The following is a 16,133-nucleotide window of genomic DNA, read 5'->3' as shown; positions in this document are numbered from 1 at the left end:
GAGGCGACTGCGGCAGAGCGAGGGTGGTGTGACGGACAGGACGATGCCGGACGCCCATCCCCTGCGAGCGGGCGATCCGAGCCGGCTGGGCGCCTACGAGATCCTGGGACGGCTGGGCGAGGGCGGCCAGGGAGCGGTCTTCCTCGGACGCCGCACCGGGATGGAACCCGGCGAGACGACGGCGCTCGACAACCGCGAGCACGTGGCGATCAAGCTGCTGCACTCGGGGCTGGCGGGCGACGAGTCGGCGCGGGCGCGGTTCGTCCGGGAGCTGGAGGTCGCCAAGCGGGTGGCCCGGTTCTGCACCGCCCAGGTCCTGGACGCCGACGTGGCGGGCGGCCAGCCGTACATCGTCAGCGAGTTCGTCCCGGGCCAGTCGCTCTACAAGGTCGTCCGCACCGACGGCCCGCGGACGGGCGGCGCCCTCGAACGGCTCGCGATCAGCACGCTGACCGCGCTGATCGCGATCCACCAGGCCGGGATCGTCCACCGCGACTTCAAGCCGCACAACGTGATGATGGGCCCGGACGGCCCGCGCGTGATCGACTTCGGTGTGGCGCGCGCGCTCGGCGCGGCCGGGGAGACGTCCAACGTCGGCACCCCCGCCTACATGGCCCCCGAAAGCTTCACGGGCGGCGACATAGGGCCTGCCTCAGACATGTTCGCCTGGGGCACCACGATGGTGTTCGCGGCCAACGGGAGCCCTGCCTTCGGTAGCGACACGATGGCCGCGGTCATGCACCGCATCCTCACCGAGGAGCCCGAACTGGGCGACCTCCCCGACACCCTGCGCGAACTGGTCGCGGCCTGCCTGGAGAAGGAGCCGGCGAACCGTCCCACGGCACGCGAGGCCCAAGAGCGCCTGGTGGGAGCCGCCACGGGATCCGCCCCGGCGCCCCCGATACCGCCCTTCCCCATGGGAATGGTGGGCGCGGACCTCCTCCCCGACCTTCCCACGGCAGGACGGGGCACGACCGCTCCCCAACTGCCCCCGCCTCCGCCCCCCGTGGAGAGCAGCGGGCGTAAGCGGCTCGTCCTGCCGCTGCTGGCGGCCGCGACAGTGGCCGCTTTGCTGGCGGGCGGTTCCGTATGGGCCGCCACCCGTTCCGGGGACGACGACAAGACCAACGACCAGAGGACGTCCACGACGGCCCAGGAGGACACGAAAGACTCCCCCGCTGAGGAAGCCCTCCCCGGAGGGCCGTCCAAGGGCCCCAAGAAGTCCTCAGCGCCGTCCAAGGACGGCAAGCAGCAGCCGGGCCCCAAGGGGACCGAGCCCGGCCAGGAGGACCCGAAGACGTCCCAGCCGGAGCCCAAGCCGACCAAGAGCGGTCCCGTCCAGGAACCGCCCAACAAGTACACGCCTCAGGCCGTCTGCAATTCGGGCGGACACGGGGGCGGCTACTACGTCCAGCGCTCGGTTTCGGGTTCGGGCGGGACGGCCTACCTGCTCTACAACAGCTCCGGCTACAACTGCGCGGTCACGCTGAAGACCAGGAACGTGGGCAAGCGATCGCCGGTCTCGGTCTGGATCCAGCGCAAGGGCGGCAGCCAGATCGGCGACAGCGGCTCGTTCGAGTGGTACGCGGGCCCGGTCTACGTGTCGGCCCGCAAGGAATGCGTCCGCTTCGGCGGCGCCGGAGCCTCCGCCCCCTGGGGCAACTGCGGCTGACGGAAGCCCGGCACCGCCGAGCCGAGCCTGGGGCGGGCCGCCCTGAATGCTGGACGGTCCGTCCCGCGCTCTGCTCGCCCACCCCAGCGGTTGTCCCAAGCACCACCGCGCGGCCGAACCGGAGGCAGGGCAGACGGTCCGAGGCCCGCGTGGTTGAGCGGAACCCGGTGCTGGCGCTTTGAGCCCGACGCAGCCGACTCGGACGCGGCGCGGCCCCGGGCGCGTTCGTTCCGGACGTCGCATCGCCAAGCGAATCCAGCGCCGCTGCTCGGGGCCCGGCGCAGCGTGGTTGGCGCGAGCCGGGTGGGGTGGGGCGGTCGGCGGGAGGCGGGGGAATTGGGGGCGCGCCGCCGGGGCGGCGCGCGGGGGGCGGGTTAGTTGGAGGAAGCGATCAGGTGGTCGAAGTCGCCGTCCTTGGCGCCGAGGATGAGGGCCTCGATCTCGGGACGGTTGTAGATGAGGGCCGGGCCCTCGGGGTGGCGGGAGTTGCGCATCGCGACGCGGCCGCCGGGGAGTTCGGCGATCTCGACGCAGTTGCCCTGGGAGTTGCTGCGGCGGGACTTCTGCCAGGTGGCGTCCCCCAGGCTTGTCGCGGGCATGCCGTTATAGGCGTCAGGGCCGGCACAGTGGCCCTGTCCGTCATCGGTCGTGAGCATCATGTCTCTCTGAGAAGATCACCGAGGAGCTCGACGGTGCGCTCTGGTGTCGCGCTGTCGACGCAAAGGCGCTCCATGGCTTGCAGATAGGTGTCGACGTCGTCGCGCTTGTCCAGGTACATGGCGCCGGTCAGGTTCTCGACGTAGACCACGTCCGGCAGGTCCTGTTCCGGGAAGCGCAGGATGGTGAAGGCCCCGCCCTCGGCGGCGTGGCCGCCGAACCGGAACGGCATGATCTGGATGGTCACGTTGGGGAGCTTGGAAACCTCGATCAGGTGCTCGAGCTGGCCGCGCATGACCTCGGGGCCGCCGAGCGGGCGCCGCAGCGCGGCCTCGTCCAGGACGGCCCACAGGCGCGGGGCGTCCGGGCCCGTCAGCCGTTCCTGGCGCTGGAGCCGCAGTTCGACGCGCTGGTCGATCTCGTGTTCGGGAGCGGCGGCGTTGCCCAGGCGGAAGACCGCGCGGGCGTAGCCTTCGGACTGCAGCAGCCCCGGGACGAACTGCACTTCGTATGTCCGGATGAGGGCGGCCGACTCTTCGAGCCCGACATAGGTCTGGAACCACTGGGGCAGGACGTCGTTGTATCTGTGCCACCAGCCCGGAGTGTTCGCCTCTTGGGCCAGTTGCAGCAGGGACTTGCGTTCGTCGGGGTCGGTCACGCCGTAGAGCGTGAGCAGATCGTCGACGTCGCGTTCCTTGAAGCTGACCCGCCCGAGTTCGAGGCGGCTGATCTTCGACTCCGAGGCGCGGATGACGTAGCCGGCGTCCTGACGGCTCACGCCCCTCGCCTCACGGAGGCGACGCAGTTGCGAGCCGAGCAGGATCCGGCGGACGGTCGAACCCGTCCCCGGCGTCTCTGGACTCACGCCCGACCTCCTGGCTCTCTGGCGGACCCGTCTTCCGGCAGAAGCCGGAAAGCGTACACAAGACTTTCAAAGACTCTCACTTGGCTCCGTGTACCGCGATGACCTCCGTTCTTCTGCCCGGACGGGTGTCCGCGCAGGGGCCGCGAGCCCCTGCACGCGCCGGATGCACGTGCATTTGGGCCTTGCATTCGCACGCTACGATGCGCAGGATAACGCACGAGACTTCCTAGCCACGGCTGCACAACGAGAACACTCTGCGGGGTCCGGGGAATGACGTCACGCCACGCGCACGACGACACACGGTGGGGGGTAGGCCCCGTTACGGGGCATGCCGATCCGCCGGACCATGCCGGGCTGTCGATCCCCGTGCCGGAGGCCCGTGGGCTCCCGCCACAACTCGACAACGCCCTCGAGGCCCTGGTCACGGACGCGGGCGCCGCCGTCTCGTTCACCGTGCACCCCGAACCGGAGTCGGTCACCGACGCCCGCCACTTCGCGACGTCCCGGCTGCGGGACTGGGGCCTCGGCGGCCTCATCGACGATGTCGGGCTCGTCGTGTCCGAACTTGTCACCAACGCGTTGCGGCACAGCGGCGGCGCGGTAACCCCGTGGCGGGACGACCACATCTGCGCCTACCCCGGGCACTCCACCCCGGCGGTGATCAGGCTGCGTCTCTTCCACGAGGCGCCCTGGCTGCTGTGCGGGATCATGGACGCCAGCCCGGCGGCGCCGCGTCGAAAGGAGCCCGACTACATCGCCGAGACCGGCCGTGGCCTGCACCTCGTCGAGTCGTTCAGCAACCGGTGGGGCTGGCGGAGACTCTCCGAAGGCAAGATCGTCTGGGCTCTCTTCCACCTGACCTGACGGCGTCCACATGCGGACAGCCGGCCGCCATACTTGTGTGGCGGACGCGTCCGCCGAGATCGGGGATAACACGGCCGCCCTCCGGGTATAGCGCCCATCCGGCCAGCGGCCGACACGAGCGAGGACAGGAGAAACGGTGGAATTCGCCGTCGAGCATCGGGTCGAGAAGGAACTCACCGTCGTCAAGATCAGCGGTGAGATCGACGTCTTCACCAGCCCTCGGCTGCGCGAGATGCTGCTCGACATCATCGACAGCGGCGGCCATCACCTGGTGGTCGACCTCGGCGAGGTCACCTTCCTCGACTCCACCGGCCTGGGCGTCCTGGTCGGCATCTACCACCGCCTGCGCGCCCGCGACGGCTCGATGTCCTTCATGGGCGTCAACGACCGTGTCCGCCGTGTCTTCCACGTCACCCAGCTCACCAAGATCTTCGTCCTTCATCCCACGTTGGACGACGCCTTGGCCGCCCACGAGTCCGCCCACGGAGCCTGACCTCTTTGTCTCGCGCACGACACGGCCCTCGGGGGCGCCGTGCCGCGCACGAGATGACGAAACCCCCAGGCCCGGACGGACGACGTGGGCGGCATGGCGTTCAGGGCCCTACGCGGGACATTCGTGCCCGGCCCCGTCCAACCCCTCCTCATAACCGGTGCGCCTCCATGTGAGGCCTCCTTGTCGCCGGTGTGGCGATGGGTGGCCGGGCGTGGGCGGGGGGCGCGAACCGGTACCGTGAGACGGAGATCAAGCCCGCCGCCTGGGCCGTCCCGCCGACGCGCGCGGTGCTGACCGTCGACCAATCCACCGAACCGGACGGGAGCGCTCCGTGGCCGAACAGCCGCTGCACGAGCACACGCTCGGCAATGGCCTGCGCGTGGTGGTCTGTGAAGACCACGTCGTACCGCTGGCCGCCGTGAACCTTTGGTACGGCGTCGGCTCGCGGCATGAACGGGCCGGGCGAACCGGCCTGGCGCATCTCTTCGAGCACCTGATGTTCCAGGGCTCGGGGAACGTCGCCGAAGGCGAGCACGCCGCGCTGCTGGAGAGCATCGGTGCCACGTTCAACGCGAGCACGTCGTTCGAGCGCACCAACTACTACGAGACGGTGCCCGTCAGCCACCTGGAGCTCGCGCTCTGGCTGGAGGCCGACCGCATGGGCACGCTGCCCGCGGCGCTGACGCAGGCCAACCTCGACAACCAGCGCGACGTCGTCAAGAACGAGCGGCGCCAGCGCTACGACAACCAGCCGTACGGCACCGCGTTCGAGAAGCTGTGCGCGCTGACGTTCCCGGCGGGCCACCCGTATGCGCACACGCCGATCGGGTCGATGGACGACCTCGACGCCACCACGCTCGAAGACTGCGCCGACTTCTTCGGCACCTGGTACGCGCCCGGCAACGCGGTGATCTCGATCGTCGGCGATGTGGACCCCGAGGCGACGATCAAGGCCGTCGAGCGGTACTTCGGCGGCATCCCGTCCGGGCCGCAGGCGCCGCCCGCGCGTCCCGGGGACCTCGGGCCGCTGAGCTCGATCAACGGCGAGGACGTGGACGAGGAGGTCCCCTCCCCCGCGTACTTCGCGATGTTCCCGCTTCCGTCGGACGGCGGCGCCGAGATCGAGGCCGCCGAGCTGGCGCTGGAGATCCTCGGCGGCGGCTCGGGCTCGCGCCTGTACGACCGGATGGTGCGCCGCGACCAGATCGCCACCGAGGTCTACGCGGGCGTGACCCGCCTGGCCGACGGGCCGTCGCTGGCGATCCTCGACGCGGTCGGCCCCGACCCCGAGAAGATCGCCGCGGTGCTCGACGAGGAGCTGACGCGGTTCGCCGCCGAGGGCCCCGACGCCGACGAGACCGCGCGCGCCACCGCGCAGGCCGAGCGCGCGTTCCTGGAGCAGACCGAGACCGTGACGGGCCTGGCCAACGCGCTCTCGCAGAACGCCACCCAGTTCGGCGACCCGTCCCGCGTGTTCACCGCGCCGGGCCGCGCCGCGGCGGTCACCGCGGCCGAGATCAAGGAGATGGCGTCCCGCTGGATGACCCCGGGCGCCCGTTCCGTCCTGACCTACGGAGGCACCTCGTCGTGAGCGGTATCGTCCTGCAGCCCCGTCCGGTCCCGGGCCAGATCCCCGTGTGGGCGTTCCCGGACGCCGCCGAGGGCCGCGTCCCCGGGGGCCCGGCCACGCTCCGCTGTGACGTGCCCGGACGCCGTTTGGCCGCCGTCCGGCTGGTGCTGGACGCCGGAGCGGGCCGCGAGCCCGACGGCCGCGACGGCATCGCCACGCTCACCGCGCGCGCTTTGCTGGAAGGCACCCGTCCTGGCGGCGGAACCGAGCTGACGGCCGCCTTCGAGCGCCTCGGCGCCAGCCTCTACGCCACCGCCGACCTCACCGCGCTGCGCGTCGCCCTCGACGTCCCGGTGACCCGGCTCGGCCCGGCCCTGGAGCTGTTCTCCACCGTCCTGCGCGGACCGGCCCTGGACGACGCCGACGTCAAGCGCCTCGTCCGCGAGCGCCTGGAAGAGATCGCGCAGGAGGACGCCGACCCCGGCACCCGCGCCATGCGCGAGCTGCGCGCCGTGATGTTCCCGGACGAAGCGCGCGCGTCCCGTCCCACCGGGGGGACGCGCGAAGCCGTCGCCGACCTCACGGGCGCCGACGTCCGCGCCTACTACGACTCGGTGGCCCCCGGGGAGGCGACCGCGGTCGTCGCCGGGGACCTTTCGGGAGCCGACGCGGAGTCCGCTCTGAACGCGGCACTGGCGGGCTGGGCCACGTCCGGAAGCGCCTTGCGCGCTCCTGACACGGTCCTGCCGACGACGGGGCCGCGCATCGTGGTCGTTGACCGTCCGGGCTCTGTCCAGACGTCCCTGTGCATCGGGCACCGCGTCCCGAACCGCTCCCACTCGGCGTGGCCCGCGCTCACCGTCGCCTCGCACGTCCTGGGCGGCGGCCTCACCTCGCGGCTGAACGCCGTCCTCCGGGAGGAGAAGGGCTACACATACGGGGTGCGGGCCGGGCTGCTGCGCATGCGGCACTGCGGCCTGTTCATCACGCAGGGCGCCGTCCACACCGAGGTCACGGCCGACGCCGTCACCGACGCGCTCACCGAGCTGCGCGGCGTGCTCACGCGCGCCGTCAGCGAGGAGGAGTGCGCGTCGTCGGTCAGCGCCCTGGCCGACCGGGCGCCCGCCGAGTACGAGACCGCCCGCGCCGTCGCCGCCGAGCTGGCCGACGTCTCGGCCAACGGCCTCGGCACCGACTACCCGACGCGCTATCTGGCGGCCGTCCGCGCGGCCACCCCGGACAGCGTCGGCGCCGCATACGGGGAGCACATCGACCCGGAGGCGCTGACCGTCATCGCGGTCGGCGACGCCGCGCAGATCCGCGAGCCGCTGGAGAAGCTGGGCTACGCCCCCGTCACGGTGGCGTCGGCCGAGTAACCGGCGTTTCGCCCATAATGCGTGAACCAATGGCATGGTGGATTCCGTCTGATTTCTAGCGGTCCAGCAGGCAGTGAGAGGGGAACGGCCCGTGTCGTATGGGCAGATGGCAGGCGGAGGGGCAGCTCCCTCCGTGGACACGATCCTTTCCGAGCCGACGTGCCGTCCCGGCGGGGTCGTGGCCGGCAAGGTCCACCTGCGGGGCGGCGGAAGCCCCGTCGACATCAGGCACGTGACCCTCGCGCTGATGCCGCGGATGCAGAACGGCTACGGCGGGGAGGAGGCGGGCCCGGACGTCTATCGCGGCGCCCTGACCCGCTCCTTCCGTCTGGAGCCGGGGCAGGAGCGCAGCCTGGCGTTCTCGATCCCGCTCCCGTATGAGCTGCCGTTCACCACCGTCCTGGGACGCGAGCTCCCCGGGTTCACGATCGGCCTATGCACCGAGGTCGACACGATCGGCGTCCCCGACCCGGGCGACATCGACCCGATCTCGGTCGAGCCGCTCCAGTCGCAGCAGTGGGTGCTCGCCGCCATCGCCCAGCTCGGCTTCCGCATCGACAACGTCGCGTTCGAGCAGACCAAGCTGGTCGGCGCCCCGCAGCAGCTGCCCTTCTACCAGGAGATCCAGCTCCGGCCGCCGCCCAAGTACCAGGGCCGCCTCGGCGAGGTCGGCCTCAGCTTCGTCGCCAGCCCCAAGCACATGGCCTTCGTCCTCACCTCCGACCGCCGCGAGACCAGCGACGACGTCTTCAAGGTCGAGCACGCCGCGGCCGCCGAGACCGACTGGGCGGGCAAGATCGGCCGCTGGCTGGACGCCGCCGCGTCGCGTCCCCGTTCCACGTCCCACAACGCGCCGCCCACCGGCGCCCTGCCGCCGCCTCCGCCGCGCGCCTCGCACCACACACCCCCCGGCGGCGGCCAGGCACCTCTGCCTCCGCCCGGAGGCCCGTCCACGCTGCCCCCGCCCAACCCGATCGCGCCCCACGGCGGTCAGCAGCACCCCATGGCCCCGGCAGCGGCCCACGGCCAGTTCCCTCCGCCGGCGCCGGGCCCCGGCCAGCACCAGGCGCCTCCGCACCACGCTCCCCCGGGCCCCCAGCACCACGCACCTCCCGGCCAGCACCACCACGCGCCCCCAGGCCCGCAGCACCACGCGCCCCCCGGCCCGGCCCACATGCCCCCGCCACCTCCCGGGCACGGCTACCCGCCGCCCCCGGGTGGCGCCGTCCCGCTGCCGCCCAGGCCGCCCGCCCAGCACTACGCGCCGCAGCAACAGCACGTCCACCACCACGCCCCGCCCCCGCCGGTGCACCTCTACCACGCGGGACGCCGCCACCACGGCCCCGGCTGGGGCCACGCGGCCGCCGCCGCGGGCGTCGTGGGCGGAGCCGCCGCGGCGGGCGCGGTCGGAGCCGCCGCTGTCGGTGCCGTGGGCGCGGCCGCCTACGCACCCGCTCACTTCGGCGACGCCGTCGCGGGCTATGCGGGCAATGTCGCCGCCGGAGTGGGCAAGGAAGTGGCCCACAACGTCGCCAACGAAGCCGTCAACGCCGCCGCGGGCGAGGGAGCGGGCGTCGTGGGCGATATCCTCGGCGGCCTTCTCGGCGGCCTCTTCGGCTAGGAGCCCCACCCACAGGCCGCCCCCGGTCCCGGACCGAGGGCGGCCTGACACTTGGTCTCCTTCGCGCACTGCGCTCGCAGGCCGCGCCAACGCCGACGCCTGCCCGGCGCATCACGCTCGGGCCCGGCCGTGCGGCGGGGCATGAGCGAACTCGATCGCTACTCGGAACGGAGCCGTGGCGACGAGATCGAGCCCTCCATTCCCCGGGGGTGGCGAGCGCGCCGGGACGTGCCACGCCGCCGGACGGCGACCACGAGCGGCACGTTCGGCGACCCCGGCGATCGGTCACACATCGGTGGGCTGTCTCGTCGTGTACGTAGATCCCCAAGAATCCGGATGCCCGCAGGGTGGCCCGGTTCGACCCGGAGGAGAAACCATGGCGACGGCCCGAACGGACGACAACAAAGCGCTGCTCGACCGCCTCCACGAAGCCACGAACAGCGGCGACCTGGAGCTCATCACCAAGACGATCGACGAGGTCGTCGAGCCGGACGTGCTCTTCCACACGGCGGCGCCGGTCGACGCAACGGGAGCGGAAGCCCTCAAGCAGGTCTGGGCGATGCTCCTGCGCGCCTTCCCCGACATCCACGTCACGTACGAGGACGTCATCGCCGAGGACGACAAGGTCGTGTGCAGGAACACCGTCACGGGCACGCACCAGGGCGACTACATGGGCATTCCAGCGACCGACAAGAAGATCAAGTACAACGAGATCTTCATCTTCCGCATCGTGGGCGGACGCTTCGCCGAGGTCTGGGGAGTCGTCGACGTCGCTTCACTGATGCGACAGCTCGGCGCCTCTCCCCATTAGCAGTGGGGCGGCAGTGGCGTCCGGGCCAGACTTCTCTAGCGATCTAGGGCGCGAGCTGTGCTTTCTGGCTCGGGTGCGAGATTAATGCCCTCTGGATGGGCTGCCCGAGAGCTAGCCTTTGCTGAGCGAGCCCCCGACGCCAGGAGTTGAGACGGCACCCATGCCCCAGCACCAGCGAGCCGTCCCGCCGCGTTCCGGCGATTGCGGGGGGTAGACGATGTTCACCACCGTGGTCCTCGTCCTCCTGTGTCTGGCGATCGGGGGACGCGAGCTCTACCTGGCCTCCGACAAGCGCCTCCCCCGCGCCCTGACCGAGATCCGCGACCTGCGCGTCCAGCTGACCGAGCTCTCCAAGCGCCACGAGGCGCTGCGGGCCGACATCGGCGACGAACCGTCCGGCATCCCGATCCCGCATCCGGGCGAGGCGCCGTCGGAGGTCCTCGACCGGCTGGAGGCCACGACCGGGCGTCTCGACCGTCTCGAACACGAGCTCGGCACCGTCGCGGCCCGGCTGGCGGGCCTCGACCTCGACCGCGACGCCCAGCGCGCGCTTGCCCGCTCCCTCGACACGGTCGAGCAGGTCACCCGTGAACTGCAACGCGAGATGGTCGAACGCCTGGCCCGCGAGGAGGGCGTCGTCTCCGGCCTCCTGCTCAGCGAGGAGGGCGAGGCCGAGGCGCTCCTCGCGGACGCCTACGAGCGCTGCGCGTCCGAGTACGGCCTGCGCGTCCGGGTACGCGACCAGCGCTCGGCCCCCGCCACGAAGGGCGAGTACTGGGGGACGGCCTACCACCTGTCTGGCCGCTCCCCCGATCCCTTGGCCGAGGAAATGTTCGGCTACGTCCGGGGCCTCTACGACCCCCGGGACCCTTCGGCCCTGACCGCCCTGGTCTCCGAACTCGCCAACCTCCGCGGAGGCGGCATCGCCCGCCTGGGCGCGTTCACCGCCGTCCGCACCCAGAACACCCTGCTCTGCGGCCTGCTCCCCGAAGACGGCCTCCCGACCACCGAACCGTGGGAACTGGCGTCCCAGCTCCGCGAGCTTCCCGGCGATCTCCAGTGCGACCTCACCTGGCTGCGAACCCACGACTAGGCGTCCATTATCGCGGCGGCCGACGGTTCTCCCCGGTGGTCGATGGCTCGCCGCCGGTGACATAGGGCCGGACCCTCCTGGCAGTCGGGGGCTCGACGTCCCGCTCCGGCTCCCGGCCTCCGGCGGAGCCGGGAGGGCCGTGCTTTCGGGGCCTGGACGCCCAGGACTCCAGCTCCAGCTTCCGCTCCGCCGCCCACCGCGGATCCCGGTTCGCCTTACGTCGCGACGAGAACATCCGGGCCAGCGTGCCCCGGGCCGAACCGGGATCCGGCTCGGCCGCGTCCGGCACCTCGTTCAGCGCGGCCTCGGCCAGCCGCCGCAGCCCCTCGTGCTCGCGCTCCAGGACGGCGTGCCGTCCGGCCAGGTCCTCGTGGCGCGCGCGATGCGAGGCGATCGACTCGCGCAGGCCCCGGTTCTCGTCCCGGATCAGCTCCAGCTCGTCGCACAGCCGCCTGTGGACGGCGTCCAGCATCTCGGCGCGGGCGGTCTCCGTCCGAGCGGTCTCCGCCGCCCGTGCCGCCTCCCGGCGGGCGTCGGCGACCTCCTGGCGGGCCGCGTCCAGGACGGCCTCGGCGGCCTTGGTCATGGCGGCCCTGTCGGCCTCCGTGCGGACGGTCTGCGCGCGGGCCCTCGCCAGGGCGGCCTCGGCGGCTTCCGCTCGCTCGGCCACCGCCTGCTCGCGCGCGCTTGGTGCTCCACCCCGGGCGTCCTCGGCCAACGCGACTCGCTCCCAGGCCGCCAGCCAGACCGCGCAATCGTCCGCGGGCACCTCAAGCTCGTCCAGCACCGCCTGCAACCACTTCTTGCGGGGCATGCGCTGGCCGTTCCACACCTCGTAGATGGTCGTCTTGGCCAGCGGCACCGCGGCGGCCCTGGTCCGGACGGCGACCTCCTGCGGGGTGACGTCGGCGCACAGGAACAGTCGGCGCACCAGCGCGCCGAAGTCCTCACGAGTGCCGACCGTGGCCACCGACGGCAGGCATCCGGGTTCGTCGCCCATGACGCTCAACCCCTGTCTCGTCGGCGTCCAGCCGAGTCCGAGATTTTCCGGTCCGAGACCGCTCAGCGTACGGCGACCGCTCTCGCACGTCCGGGCGGAACGCCCTCCCGGCCGGTTCCGGACGGGTTCGAACGACTGTCTCCACACCCCCGCCTGACTGTTCGCGGGTCGGCTGAGATCGAACGTGTCACTCCTGTTCCCCGTTCAAGCAAAGGCACCGACCCTATGCCGACCGAGCGCACCCCCGACAAGAACAAAGGCACGACCGCTCCGCCCCGGCCGGACTTGTGCGTCCCGGCGCGAACTCTGATCATCGCCCTGATCGTGATCGCGGGGATCGCCGTGGCCGCCGTGGCCGCCGTCCTCCCCGAGATCGGGCTGCCGGTGGGCACCGGCGTCGCGGTCATCGGACTGCTGTACGCGATCTACACCAAGACCGACGACCGCTGACGAGCCCCGTCGTCCCCTGGTGGCCAGGGGACGACGGGCTCCTCTCGTTCGCGATTCCCTCTCGACAACGGCCGAACGCCCAACGCCACGCCACCACTGTCACGGCCAGACGCCCAGCACCACGCCATGCCGCGTCACGGCCGGACGCCTTACGCCACCCCGCCGTCACGGCCATGCGCCCAGCGCCGCGCCGCGCCACCCATCACGGCCGGACGTCCCGCGCCGCGCCACCATCACGGCTGGGCGTCCAGCGCCATGCCGCCACCATCGCGGCGTGGCGCCCAGTGCCATGCCGCCACCGTCACGGCCGGACGTCCCGCGCCACGCCGCCACCGTCGCGGCCGGACGTCCCGCGCCACGCCGCCACCGTCGCGGCCGGACGTCCCGCGCCACGCCGCCACCGTCGCGGCCAGGCGCCCAACGCCACGCCATCGTCACGGCCGGACGCCTAACGCCACGCCGCCACGGCCAGGCGGCCAGCACCACGCCGCCGTCACGGGCGGGCAGGCAGGCGGGCGGGCGGGCGGGCGGGCGGGCGGGCAGGCGGGCAGGCGGGCAGGCGGGCAGGCGGGCGGGCGGGCGGGCGGGCAACGCTACGACGCCGTCACGGGCGGACGAATCTCGGCGTTCCGGCGTCGCCGCGTTCCACGCTGAAGGCCAGCAGGCAGCGCGGCGTCCTGGTCACGTCGATCTGGAGGCACAGCCCGATGCCCAACGCGGGGTCGACGAAGACCACGCGACGCAGGGCTCGCAGGGCGCGCCGCGTCTTGATCCGCGACTCGTGGACGGCGGGATCGTGCAGCGCCGCCGTCACCACCCGTCCCGCATAACGCCACAAGGCCACCGAATCGAGCACCCGCACCCCGGCCCCCGACAGATGAGCGACGATCACCACCCCGGTCTCGTCGTCCTCACCCGCTGCGGCCCGCGCCGTCTCCCCGGGGGCCATCGGCCCTCCGACGGCCCGGTGGTACCGAAGCGGGTCGAGCGTGTCGATGACGAACGCACCCGCATAGGGCCAGGACGCCCGAGGCCGGACCGCCCGCCCACTCCGAGGCCGCTGCGCACTGAGGTCGAGAACCATCCCGGTCTCGTCCACCCACGTCGGAACCCCCAGGCTCACCGCACCCGGTTCTCCCAGGCGGTCCATCGTCCGCCACAACTCGTCCGTCCGCCGCGACAGCGTCGCCGCCATCCCCAACCCGGGGAAGGCCGCCTCCAGCACGGCCAGCGTCGCCCGCCACGTGGCACTTCCCACGAACTCCGCAACGAACGCGTCGACCGTCGTCCGCTGCCCAGCGTCCCCGGGTGGCCGATTAGCCAAAGGCCCCCCACGCACTCCCGCCGGACCGCCCCCCACGCCAGGCGCCTGCCGCACCTCGGCCCCGTGCGACACCGACGGCTCATCTCGTGCCCCCGGGGACGCCCCTCCGGAACCCAACGGCTCATCCCGCAGGGACGGACCACCGCCACCCGCCCACGCCTGAGGCGTCCAATCATCATCACGTGGGGCCCCAGAGGCCGATGGCGCCGAGCCCGCCTCGGAACCGCCCGCCATCCTCGTCCACTCCTCGCCGGACGAGTCCGTCCCACCATGCTCCTGCTGCGAAGCCCAACCCCCAGACGCCGACTCATCACGTGCGCCCCCAGCGCCACCGCCCCCCAAAGCCGAATCAGCGGCCGACGACGAGCCACCCCCAGAAGACCACTGCGGACGCGTCTCTGGACGTGTTGGCCAACCCCCGCCCGGAGGCGGGGCCTCAGCGCCCTGCTCCTGCTGCGGCGCCCCGCTGCCAGTCGACGACTCACCACGTGCACCCAGACCCGAATCAGCGGCTGGTGACGACGAGTCACTTCCTGAAGACCACTGCGGACGCGTCTCTGACTGTGTTGGCCACCCCTCGCCAGGCGACGATGGCCCGGCGTCCTGCTGCTGCGGGGCCCAGCCGTCGGGCGGCAGTCCGTCATACGGGCCCGAGGCGCCCTGTTCGTACTCGCGCGAAGACGATGTCGGCTCCGGGGACCAGTCGTCGTTGGCGGGGCCCAGCGCCGGATGGGGGCGATCGCTCGGTGTGTGGGGCGTCCAGCCGCCGGGCGGCGACGTCTCTGAGGCAGCACCGCTTCCCGGTGGCGGTTGCGGGACGCTGGGGAACTGCGACGCCGGACCCACCTCGGAAGGCCACTGCGAGCCCGCCCCCGGGGGCCTCCCGGCCGAGGGCGATCCCGAATCCCGCGGCGGTATCGAGCCACCGGGCGACAACTCGTCCGGCGGCTCCGGGGCCCGCTCGTCAGTGGGCCGCGGCGCCGGTGGGGGCGTCCACCCGGGAGGCGGGGCCCATTGGGGTTCTGGATGAGGCTGCCCGGGTGCGGCGGCCTCAGGCTCTGCGGGAGCGGACGTCGGCTCCTCAGGACGGGCCGGGGTCCCCTGCACGTGAACCCAGTCAGCCGACGGCGTCTTCTTTCCGGCCACATGGACGTCGCCGGGATGGGGTGGCTCGGGTCCGCGATGGTGGGGCTCGGGGGTGTCGCTCACGTCCCGATCCTCCGCCCTGGACATGACCAACGGCAAGGCGGTCGGCGATCTTGTTCAGGCACGGTGGTGGGTGCCGAAGAGTGCGGCGCAGAGGTGTTCGAGGCGGTCGGGACCGTCTTCGGGGGCCAGGACGGTGAGGATGTGATCGCCGTCGAACGGGTCGACCCGCAGGCGGACGGAGACCTCGCGCCGCACGGTCTCCTCGGTGCCCGTGGCCGCCGCGACGTCCTGGAGGCCGACCGAGACCAGGGTCGGCAGCTCGGCGAAGACCGGCCGGTCGCTGGTCGACAGCTCGTCCAGCCACAGGTCGAGCAGGCGGCGGGCCAGGCCGTTGAGCAGGCGGCCCCAGGGCTCGACGAGGCCGGGCGGGACGTTGTCGGTCTGGAGCTCGGGCAGTCCGAACCTGGCCAGGCCCTTGGTGGTGAACCAGAATCCATGGGCGCCCGAGGTGTGCGGGAGCAGGATCCAGTCGGTCATCCGGACGTGGCCGTCGGGACCGGGGAGCGAGTTCTCGATGCGCTCGGGCGAAAGGATCTGCGGGGTGAAGACGTCGATCACCGGCGCGGACGCGGCGGCGCCGACGGCCCCGGCGACGGCGCGGGTGGCCCACTCGTGCGCCGGGGGCCAGCCGGGACGGTACGCCGCGCGGACGGCCAGCACATGCGACGCGTCCGAGATCGCGGCCAGCTCGTCCGGGGTGGCGCCGTAGACGGCCAGCAGGTCGGCGGGCAACGGCGGAAACTCGGCGGCGGGACGCAGGTCGAGCGTGAGCATCGGGCTGTCGACCATGCCGAGAACGAGATCGCGCAGCGGAAGCGGCACGCGCCGGGCGACCTCCTCGCGCGAGTCGGGCGGCGGCCCGTCGAGGGCGACGGCGTACGTGGCCTCCAACGTCTCCGGGATCGGCAGCGTCAGCCTCTCGCCCAACGTTTCCCCCGCCCTACAACTCGATACAAACCCTCTCAACAGTAGCGACGCCTCCCGAAGTCGACCTTGGAAAATATCTGTCGCCGAGGCGACAATCCCCTTCCACCAAGGCATGACCGACGCAACGACACCAGCCCGTCCCGCCCGTCGCCCTCCCCCGAAGACCCTTGAGACCCGGCCGCCCCCCGAGGCCGTCTCGCC

15 protein-coding genes are annotated in these 16,133 nt (G+C 72.3%); 9 read left to right on the top strand and 6 right to left on the bottom strand.

Annotation, left to right across the window (positions count from 1 at the left end; genetic code table 11):
- The first annotated feature begins 28 nt into the window (after window positions 1-28).
- Window positions 29-1,672, top strand: coding sequence for a serine/threonine protein kinase (locus tag ACQPY4_RS05990; protein WP_433333261.1), 1,644 nt, complete (start codon window positions 29-31; stop codon window positions 1,670-1,672).
- Between the two features lie 374 nt (window positions 1,673-2,046).
- Here ACQPY4_RS05990 and ACQPY4_RS05985 read toward each other — a convergent pair whose 3' ends face one another.
- A complete protein-coding gene (locus ACQPY4_RS05985) occupies window positions 2,047-2,331 on the bottom strand; it encodes a DUF397 domain-containing protein (RefSeq protein ID WP_433333259.1) in 285 nt (94 codons plus the stop codon).
- Window positions 2,328-3,194, bottom strand: a complete 867-nt coding sequence (locus ACQPY4_RS05980; protein WP_433333257.1) for a helix-turn-helix domain-containing protein — start codon at window positions 3,192-3,194, stop codon at window positions 2,328-2,330. The genes ACQPY4_RS05985 and ACQPY4_RS05980 overlap by 4 nt, the downstream gene beginning before the upstream one ends.
- A 366-nt stretch (window positions 3,195-3,560) precedes the next feature.
- Between ACQPY4_RS05980 and ACQPY4_RS05975 the strand changes: the two genes are divergently transcribed.
- The 7 genes from ACQPY4_RS05975 to ACQPY4_RS05945 all read left to right on the top strand — a co-directional run bounded on the left by ACQPY4_RS05975 (window position 3,561) and on the right by ACQPY4_RS05945 (window position 11,022).
- Window positions 3,561-4,058, top strand: a complete 498-nt coding sequence (locus ACQPY4_RS05975; RefSeq protein ID WP_433333255.1) for an ATP-binding protein — start codon at window positions 3,561-3,563, stop codon at window positions 4,056-4,058.
- Between the two features lie 136 nt (window positions 4,059-4,194).
- Window positions 4,195-4,551, top strand: a complete 357-nt coding sequence (locus ACQPY4_RS05970) for an STAS domain-containing protein (protein WP_433333253.1) — start codon at window positions 4,195-4,197, stop codon at window positions 4,549-4,551.
- 331 nt (window positions 4,552-4,882) lie between these two features.
- Window positions 4,883-6,142, top strand: coding sequence for a M16 family metallopeptidase (locus tag ACQPY4_RS05965; RefSeq protein ID WP_433333251.1), 1,260 nt, complete (start codon window positions 4,883-4,885; stop codon window positions 6,140-6,142).
- On the top strand, window positions 6,139-7,497 hold the full coding sequence (locus tag ACQPY4_RS05960) for a M16 family metallopeptidase (RefSeq protein WP_433333249.1): 1,359 nt from the start codon (window positions 6,139-6,141) through the stop codon (window positions 7,495-7,497). Before ACQPY4_RS05965 ends, ACQPY4_RS05960 begins: the two co-directional genes overlap by 4 nt.
- A gap of 133 nt (window positions 7,498-7,630) precedes the next feature.
- Window positions 7,631-9,118, top strand: coding sequence for a sporulation protein (locus ACQPY4_RS05955; protein ID WP_433333247.1), 1,488 nt, complete (start codon window positions 7,631-7,633; stop codon window positions 9,116-9,118).
- 376 nt (window positions 9,119-9,494) lie between these two features.
- Window positions 9,495-9,929, top strand: a complete 435-nt coding sequence (locus tag ACQPY4_RS05950; RefSeq protein ID WP_433333245.1) for an ester cyclase — start codon at window positions 9,495-9,497, stop codon at window positions 9,927-9,929.
- A 217-nt stretch (window positions 9,930-10,146) separates the two neighbouring features.
- Window positions 10,147-11,022 carry a hypothetical protein gene (locus ACQPY4_RS05945; RefSeq protein WP_433333243.1) on the top strand — a complete coding sequence of 292 codons (876 nt, stop codon included), beginning with the start codon at window positions 10,147-10,149 and terminating at the stop codon, window positions 11,020-11,022.
- A 7-nt stretch (window positions 11,023-11,029) separates the two neighbouring features.
- Here ACQPY4_RS05945 and ACQPY4_RS05940 read toward each other — a convergent pair whose 3' ends face one another.
- Entirely contained in the window at window positions 11,030-12,022 is a 993-nt protein-coding gene (locus ACQPY4_RS05940; protein WP_433333242.1) for a hypothetical protein, read from the bottom strand.
- 225 nt (window positions 12,023-12,247) lie between these two features.
- Between ACQPY4_RS05940 and ACQPY4_RS05935 the strand changes: the two genes are divergently transcribed.
- Window positions 12,248-12,472, top strand: coding sequence for a hypothetical protein (locus ACQPY4_RS05935; protein WP_433333240.1), 225 nt, complete (start codon window positions 12,248-12,250; stop codon window positions 12,470-12,472).
- 165 nt (window positions 12,473-12,637) lie between these two features.
- Here the strand turns inward: ACQPY4_RS05935 and ACQPY4_RS05930 are convergent, their stop codons facing one another.
- The 3 genes from ACQPY4_RS05930 to ACQPY4_RS05920 form a co-directional block, all read right to left on the bottom strand.
- Window positions 12,638-13,063, bottom strand: a complete 426-nt coding sequence (locus ACQPY4_RS05930; RefSeq protein ID WP_433333238.1) for a hypothetical protein — start codon at window positions 13,061-13,063, stop codon at window positions 12,638-12,640.
- Between the two features lie 13 nt (window positions 13,064-13,076).
- Window positions 13,077-13,730 carry a hypothetical protein gene (locus ACQPY4_RS05925; RefSeq protein WP_433333236.1) on the bottom strand — a complete coding sequence of 218 codons (654 nt, stop codon included), beginning with the start codon at window positions 13,728-13,730 and terminating at the stop codon, window positions 13,077-13,079.
- 1,329 nt (window positions 13,731-15,059) lie between these two features.
- Window positions 15,060-15,932, bottom strand: a complete 873-nt coding sequence (locus ACQPY4_RS05920) for a hypothetical protein (RefSeq protein ID WP_433333234.1) — start codon at window positions 15,930-15,932, stop codon at window positions 15,060-15,062.
- Window positions 15,933-16,133 lie beyond the last annotated feature (201 nt).

The organism is Spirillospora sp. CA-294931 (assembly GCF_050946795.1).
In the GTDB taxonomy this organism is placed as follows: domain Bacteria; phylum Actinomycetota; class Actinomycetes; order Streptosporangiales; family Streptosporangiaceae; genus Spirillospora.
The sequence above is the reverse complement of the archived record's forward strand: the minus strand, read 5'-3'. Positions and strand labels throughout refer to the sequence as shown.

Bases quoted from the DNA above. Each gene is read 5' to 3' on its own strand.
- ACQPY4_RS05935 (WP_433333240.1), top strand. From the start codon at position 12,248: ATGCCGACCGAGCGCACCCCCGACAAGAACAAAGGCACGACCGCTCCG.
- ACQPY4_RS05985 (WP_433333259.1), bottom strand. From the start codon at position 2,331: ATGATGCTCACGACCGATGACGGACAGGGCCACTGTGCCGGCCCTGAC.
- ACQPY4_RS05945 (WP_433333243.1), top strand. From the start codon at position 10,147: ATGTTCACCACCGTGGTCCTCGTCCTCCTGTGTCTGGCGATCGGGGGA.
- ACQPY4_RS05950 (WP_433333245.1), top strand. From the start codon at position 9,495: ATGGCGACGGCCCGAACGGACGACAACAAAGCGCTGCTCGACCGCCTC.
- ACQPY4_RS05940 (WP_433333242.1), bottom strand. From the start codon at position 12,022: ATGGGCGACGAACCCGGATGCCTGCCGTCGGTGGCCACGGTCGGCACT.